Annotated in this window: 7 protein-coding genes; 5 read left to right on the forward strand and 2 right to left on the reverse strand. The window is 69.6% G+C overall.

Going from position 1 to position 6,150, the window contains the following annotated elements; translation table 11 throughout:
• Positions 1–26 precede the first annotated feature (26 nt).
• Both dapB and IH00_RS0118235 read left to right on the forward strand, forming a co-directional pair.
• The gene (gene dapB, locus IH00_RS0118230) at positions 27–782 is read left to right on the forward strand and encodes a 4-hydroxy-tetrahydrodipicolinate reductase (RefSeq protein WP_031074853.1); all 756 of its coding nucleotides are present in this window, start codon (positions 27–29) and stop codon (positions 780–782) included.
• 3 nt (positions 783–785) lie between these two features.
• Positions 786–1,241 carry a tetratricopeptide repeat protein gene (locus tag IH00_RS0118235; protein WP_031074854.1) on the forward strand — a complete coding sequence of 152 codons (456 nt, stop codon included), beginning with the start codon at positions 786–788 and terminating at the stop codon, positions 1,239–1,241.
• Here the strand turns inward: IH00_RS0118235 and IH00_RS0118240 are convergent.
• Positions 1,231–1,785 carry a hypothetical protein gene (locus tag IH00_RS0118240; protein WP_031074855.1) on the reverse strand — a complete coding sequence of 185 codons (555 nt, stop codon included), beginning with the start codon at positions 1,783–1,785 and terminating at the stop codon, positions 1,231–1,233. The genes IH00_RS0118235 and IH00_RS0118240 overlap by 11 nt on opposite strands.
• 95 nt (positions 1,786–1,880) lie before the next feature.
• Complete coding sequence (locus tag IH00_RS0118245) at positions 1,881–2,120, reverse strand: hypothetical protein (protein WP_031074856.1); 240 nt, start codon at positions 2,118–2,120, stop codon at positions 1,881–1,883.
• Between the two features lie 190 nt (positions 2,121–2,310).
• Between IH00_RS0118245 and thyX the strand changes: the two genes are divergently transcribed.
• The 3 genes from thyX (at position 2,311) to IH00_RS0118260 (ending at position 5,953) form a co-directional block, all read left to right on the forward strand.
• Entirely contained in the window at positions 2,311–3,051 is a 741-nt protein-coding gene (gene thyX / locus IH00_RS0118250; RefSeq protein ID WP_031074857.1) for an FAD-dependent thymidylate synthase, read from the forward strand.
• A gap of 188 nt (positions 3,052–3,239) precedes the next feature.
• Entirely contained in the window at positions 3,240–4,139 is a 900-nt protein-coding gene (dapA, locus tag IH00_RS0118255; RefSeq protein ID WP_031074859.1) for a 4-hydroxy-tetrahydrodipicolinate synthase, read from the forward strand.
• A 128-nt stretch (positions 4,140–4,267) separates the two neighbouring features.
• Positions 4,268–5,953 carry a ribonuclease J gene (locus IH00_RS0118260; RefSeq protein ID WP_031074861.1) on the forward strand — a complete coding sequence of 562 codons (1,686 nt, stop codon included), beginning with the start codon at positions 4,268–4,270 and terminating at the stop codon, positions 5,951–5,953.
• Positions 5,954–6,150 lie beyond the last annotated feature (197 nt).

Genomic DNA, 6,150 nt, shown 5'->3' on the forward strand with positions numbered 1-6,150 from the left:
ATGACGGAACCGAAGGAAGTACGAGCATGAGCAGCAAGCTGCGGGTCGCGGTCGTCGGAGCCAAGGGACGCATCGGTTCGGAGGCCGTCCGCGCGGTCGAGGCCGCCGACGACATGGAACTGGTCGCCGCCCTCGGCCGGGGCGACAAGCTGGAGACCCTGGTCGAGTCCGGTACGCAGGTGGTCGTGGAGCTCACCACCCCGGCCTCCGTCATGGGCAACCTCGACTTCTGCGTGCGCCACGGCATCCACGCGGTCGTCGGCACCACCGGCTGGACCGAGGAGCGCCTCGCCCAGCTGTCCGGCTGGCTGGACGGGTCCCCCGACACCGGTGTCCTGATCGCCCCGAACTTCTCCATCGGCGCGGTCCTCACCATGAAGTTCGCGCAGATCGCGGCGCCGTACTTCGAGTCGGTCGAGGTGGTCGAACTGCACCACCCCAACAAGGTGGACGCCCCCTCCGGCACCGCCACCCGCACCGCCCAGCTGATCGCCGCCGCCCGCCGCGAGGCCGGCTGCGCCCCTCAGCCCGACGCGACGACGACCGCCCTGGACGGCGCCCGCGGCGCGGACGTCGACGGAGTCCCGGTGCACGCCGTACGCCTGCGGGGCCTGCTGGCCCACCAGGAGGTGCTGCTCGGCGGCGAGGGCGAGACGCTGACCGTCCGGCACGACTCGCTGCACCACAGCAGCTTCATGCCCGGCATCCTGCTCGGCGCTCGCCGCGTGGTGACCACTCCCGGCCTCACCTTCGGCCTGGAAAACTTCCTCGACCTGAACTGAGTCATGCGCGCCAAGATCACCTACTTCGTCACGGCAGCCGTCCTGGTCGTCTACTTCGTCCTGGTCGGCAGCCGTGGCGTGATGCTGATCCAGCAGGGCACCGCGCTGACCGTCGCCTTCGGCGGCGCGGTGCTCGTCCTGCCGGTCATCGGCGTCTGGTTCCTCTGGAAGAACACGCAGTTCGTCACCAGGGCCAACCGCCTCGCCGCCGAACTCGAAGCCGAAGGCGGCCTCCCCGTCGACGAGTTGAAGCGCACGCCCGGAGGCCGCATCGACCGCGACTCGGCCGACGCCGTCTTCGCCCGGCGCCGCGCGGAGACCGAGGACGCACCGGACGACTGGCGCTGCTGGTTCCGCCTGGCGGTCGCCTACCACGACGCCCGGGACACCCCGCGCGCCCGCAAGGCCATGCAGCGCGCCATCGCCCTCCACGAGGGCCGGCGGCCGGTCAGGAACTGACCGCGTACTCCGCGCTCCACGCCTCGACCGCGTCGGCCGCCCGGTCGAACGCCTCGACCCGCGCCAGGAAGTCCGCGTTGTGATCGGTGAGCAGCGTCAGCGGCTCACCCTCCCCCTGCCGTACGAGGAGGAGGGCCTGCCCCTGCACGGTGCGCGGCAGCCCGAGCCAGCGCACGGGCTGCTGCACGGTCCGCACGGCGGTCGCCCGCGCCCACGGCACGGTCTCCGTCCGGAAGAACCCGACGCGCCGCACCCCTTCCCGGCTCACCCAGGTGCCCATGCGCAGCAGGCGCAGCGCTGCGCCGATCACCAGCGCGGCCACCGCCAGACAGCTCAGCGCGCCCGGCAGTGCCCCGGCGAAGGCGATGATCATGGCAGCCAGCAGCACGAACGACGCCAGGAGGAGGGCCAGCGCGGCGGCACCCACCCGGCACGGCCCCGGCCGGTACGGACGACGCCACTGGTCGAGATCCTCGTAAGGGAGCGCGACGTCGTCCTCGCTGGTGTCGAAAGCACTGTCGGCCGTCAGGAAGGGCAGGGGCACGACTGATCCTCACTCATACGCACGCTCGATGGGGCTGTGCCCGGTGAGGCTACCCAGCACCTTCCGGACGGGCCACCTCAGGGTGGCCGAAAGGGCTACCGGCCCTGGGATGCCTCGGACTGCTGCGTATGACCGGTCGCCGGGCCGCTCTCCAGCGCCGGGATCCCGAAGAGCAGCGATCCCGCCAGCCCGGCCACGACGGTCAGCCCGATCAGCGTACGACCGGCGACCTCGGACAGACTGGGACGCTCGCGGGGCGGAGGAGTGACGTTACTCCGGAAGCGCTCGGCCTCGGCGACGAAAGCGAACGGGACTGCCTCACGCCGGCGGAACATGATGTGAGAACCCTCCTTGTGACTCGTGACGGACGCTGCTACTGGAACAGACGCATGAAGCAGCACTTTGGTGCCCGGTTTCCACGGATCGGCCGAACAATGTCCCCGAGATCCGTCCGGTCATGGGTTGTCGGTGCCGGGCCGTAGAGTGGGCGCCGCCCGAGCGACGCAATTGGAAGGACCCCCGCCGGTGACCGACACCCCCGCCGCAGACCTCAAGCCCAGCTTCCGCAGCGATGTGACCGTCGAGCTGGTCAAGCACAGCGCCGCCGACTCCGACGTGCTGTGGGCGGCCCGTGTCTCCACGGCCGGCGAGCAGTCCCTCGACGAGCTGCGGAAGGACCCGGAGCGTTCCAAGGGCCTGATCAACTACCTGATGCGGGACCGCCACGGCAGCCCCTTCGAGCACAACTCGATGACGTTCTTCATCAGCGCCCCGATCTTCGTCTTCCGCGAGTTCATGCGGCACCGCGTGGGCTGGTCGTACAACGAGGAGTCCGGCCGCTACCGCGAGCTGGAGCCGGTCTTCTACGTCCCCGGCGCCTCCCGCAAGCTGGTCCAGCAGGGCCGCCCCGGCAAGTACGTCTTCGTCGAGGGCACCGAGGCCCAGGCCGAGCTCGTCGAGCGCACCATGGAGACCTCGTACGTCCAGGCGTACGAGGCGTACCAGGAGATGCTGGCCGCCGGCGTCGCCCGGGAGGTCGCCCGCTCGGTGCTCCCCGTGGGCCTCTTCTCCTCGATGTACGCCACGTGCAACGCCCGCTCGCTGATGCACTTCCTCGGCCTGCGCACGCAGCACGAGCTGGCGAAGGTGCCGTCCTTCCCCCAGCGGGAGATCGAGATGGTCGGCGAGAAGATGGAGGAGCACTGGGCGGGCCTGATGCCGCTCACGTACGCGGCCTTCAACGCCAACGGCCGCGTCGCCCCATGAGCCCCACGCGGCACAGATGTACGGTTCATCCGCGCGAAGTGTCCGTATTGCGGCGTTCCGAGAAGTTCATCTAGGCTGATCAAACGGACCCGGCACTGCTTGAACCCCCGAGCAGGCAGTGCCGGGCTCCACCCCCCGCGTCCCCCCGAGGGGACCCCACGCGCTGAGCAGCGAGTAGCGTGTTACCCATGGCTCCGATCTCGACTCCGCAGACCCCCTTCGGGCGGGTCCTCACCGCTATGGTCACGCCCTTCACGGCGGACGGCGCACTCGACCTCGACGGCGCTCAGCGGCTCGCCACCCACTTGGTGGATGCAGGCAACGACGGCCTGATCATCAGTGGCACCACCGGCGAGTCCCCGACCACCAGCGACGCGGAGAAAGACCAGCTCGTTCGAGCGGTCGTCGAGGCGGTCGGCGACCGGGCCCATGTCGTCGCCGGCATCGGCACCAACGACACCCGCCACTCCCTGGAGCTCGCCCGCGCCGCCGAGCGCGCCGGCGCACACGGCCTGCTCGCCGTCACGCCGTACTACAACAAGCCCCCGCAAGAGGGCCTGCTCCGCCACTTCACCGCCATCGCGGACGCCACCGGCCTCCCGGTGATGCTGTACGACATCCCCGGCCGCAGCGGCGTCCCCATCGACACCGAGACGATCGTCCGCCTCGCCGACCACCCCCGGATCGTCGCCAACAAGGACGCCAAGGGGGACCTCGGCCGGGCCAGCTGGGCCATCGCCCGCAGCGGTCTCGCCTGGTACTCCGGCGACGACATGCTCAACCTCCCGCTGCTCTCCGTCGGCGCCTGCGGTTTCGTCTCGGTCGTCAGCCACGTCGTGACCCCGGAGCTGCGGGCCCTCCTCGACGCCCACCTCACCGGTGACGTCCAGAAGGCCACCGAGATCCACCAGCAGCTGCTCCCGGTCTTCACCGGCATGTTCCGTACGCAGGGCGTGATCACCACCAAGGCGGCCCTCGCCCTCCTGGGCCTCCCGGCCGGCCCCCTCCGCCTGCCGCTCGTGGAGCTCTCGCCGGAGGAAACCGCACAGCTCAAGATCGACCTCGCCGCGGGCGGGGTAGAGCTGTAGCCACAGACTTCATAACTGAATAGACGATCAACTGAATACGAGATCAACCCAAGACAACAGCAAGTGCACGAATGTCACGCGCGCCACGTGCCCAAGCGGTACGTGGCGTGTGTGGTGAGGAGAGTCTTTTGAGTCATCCGCATCCTGAACTGGGCGCGCCCCCGAAGCTGCCCAAGGGCGGCCTGCGCGTCACCCCGCTCGGAGGTCTCGGCGAGATCGGCCGGAACATGACCGTCTTCGAGTACGACGGCCGGCTGCTGATCGTCGACTGCGGTGTCCTGTTCCCCGAGGAGGAGCAGCCCGGCATCGACCTGATCCTGCCCGACTTCACCACGGTCCGTGACCGCCTCGACGACATCGAGGGCATCGTCCTCACCCATGGTCACGAGGACCACATCGGTGGTGTCCCGTTCCTGCTCCGGCTGAAGCCGGACATCCCGCTGATCGGCTCCAAGCTGACCCTCGCCCTGATCGAGGCCAAGCTCCAGGAGCACCGCATCCGCCCCTACACCCTCGAGGTCGCCGAGGGGCAGCGGGAGCGGCTCGGCCCGTTCGACTGCGAGTTCATCGCGGTCAACCACTCCATCCCGGACGCCCTGGCCGTGGCCATCCGCACCCCCGCGGGGATGGTCGTGCACACCGGCGACTTCAAGATGGACCAGCTGCCGCTGGACAACCGCCTCACCGACCTGCACGCGTTCGCCCGCCTCAGCGAGGAGGGCATCGACCTCCTGCTGTCGGACTCCACGAACGCCGAGGTCCCGGGCTTCACCGCGCACGAGCGCGACATCTCCAACGTCATGCGGACGGTCTTCGCGGGCGCCCAGAAGCGGATCATCGTGGCCAGCTTCGCCAGCCACGTCCACCGCATCCAGCAGATCCTCGACGCGGCGCACGAGTACGGCCGCCGGGTCGCCTTCGTGGGCCGGTCGATGGTCCGCAACATGGGCATCGCCCGCGACCTGGGCTACCTGCGCGTCCCGCCGGGCCTGGTCGTCGACGTCAAGACGCTCGACGACCTCCCCGACCACGAGATCGTGCTCGTCTGCACGGGCTCCCAGGGCGAACCGATGGCGGCCCTGTCCCGCATGGCCAACCGGGACCACCAGATCCGCATCGTCCAGGGCGACACGGTGATCCTGGCGTCGTCCCTCATCCCGGGCAACGAGAACGCGGTCTACCGCGTGATCAACGGCCTCACCCGCTGGGGCGCCAACGTCGTCCACAAGGGCAACGCCAAGGTCCACGTCTCGGGCCACGCCTCGGCCGGCGAGCTGCTGTACTTCTACAACATCTGCAAGCCGCGCAACCTCATGCCGGTCCACGGCGAATGGCGCCACCTGCGCGCCAACGCCGAGCTCGGTGCGCTGACGGGTGTCCCCAAGGACCACATCGTCATCGCGGAGGACGGCGTCGTGGTCGACCTGGTCGACGGCCGCGCCCGCATCGTCGGCAAGGTCCAGGCCGGGTACGTGTACGTCGACGGCCTCTCGGTCGGCGACGTCACCGAGACCTCGCTGAAGGACCGCCGCATCCTGGGCGAAGAGGGCATCATCTCGGTGTTCGTCGTGGTGGACTCCACGACCGGCAAGATCACCGGAGGCCCGCACATCCACGCCCGCGGCTCCGGTATCGAGGACAACGCGTTCGACGCGGTCATCCCGAGGATCCAGGACGCCCTGTCCCGCTCGGCCGCCGACGGCGTCGCGGAACCGCACCAGCTCCAGCAGCTGATCCGCCGCACGATCGGCAAGTGGGTCTCCGACACCTACCGTCGCCGGCCGATGATCCTCCCTGTGGTCGTGGAGGTCTGACGGTCCGTCGGACCGTCCTCCGGAGCGGGGAGCCCCGATTTGCATCGGGGCTCCCCGCTCCAGTACGTTTACGGCTCCGCCCGACGGGGACCCGCCGCAGCAGTGCGCCGACGAAGGTCTCCGGAGGACCGGGAAAACCGACCGAGAATCTCTGATAAAGTCGGTCGAGCCCGAAAGGGAGCCGAAAGGCAAAGGCC

Source organism: Streptomyces sp. NRRL S-118, from assembly GCF_000716335.1.
GTDB lineage: Bacteria > Actinomycetota > Actinomycetes > Streptomycetales > Streptomycetaceae > Streptomyces.

What these genes read in the sequence shown, in the direction of transcription:
- dapB (WP_031074853.1), top strand. Translation starts at nt 27, where the DNA reads ATGAGCAGCAAGCTGCGGGTCGCGGTCGTCGGAGCCAAGGGACGCATC.
- IH00_RS0118235 (WP_031074854.1), top strand. Translation starts at nt 786, where the DNA reads ATGCGCGCCAAGATCACCTACTTCGTCACGGCAGCCGTCCTGGTCGTC.
- IH00_RS0118245 (WP_031074856.1), bottom strand. Translation starts at nt 2,120, where the DNA reads ATGTTCCGCCGGCGTGAGGCAGTCCCGTTCGCTTTCGTCGCCGAGGCC.
- dapA (WP_031074859.1), top strand. Translation starts at nt 3,240, where the DNA reads ATGGCTCCGATCTCGACTCCGCAGACCCCCTTCGGGCGGGTCCTCACC.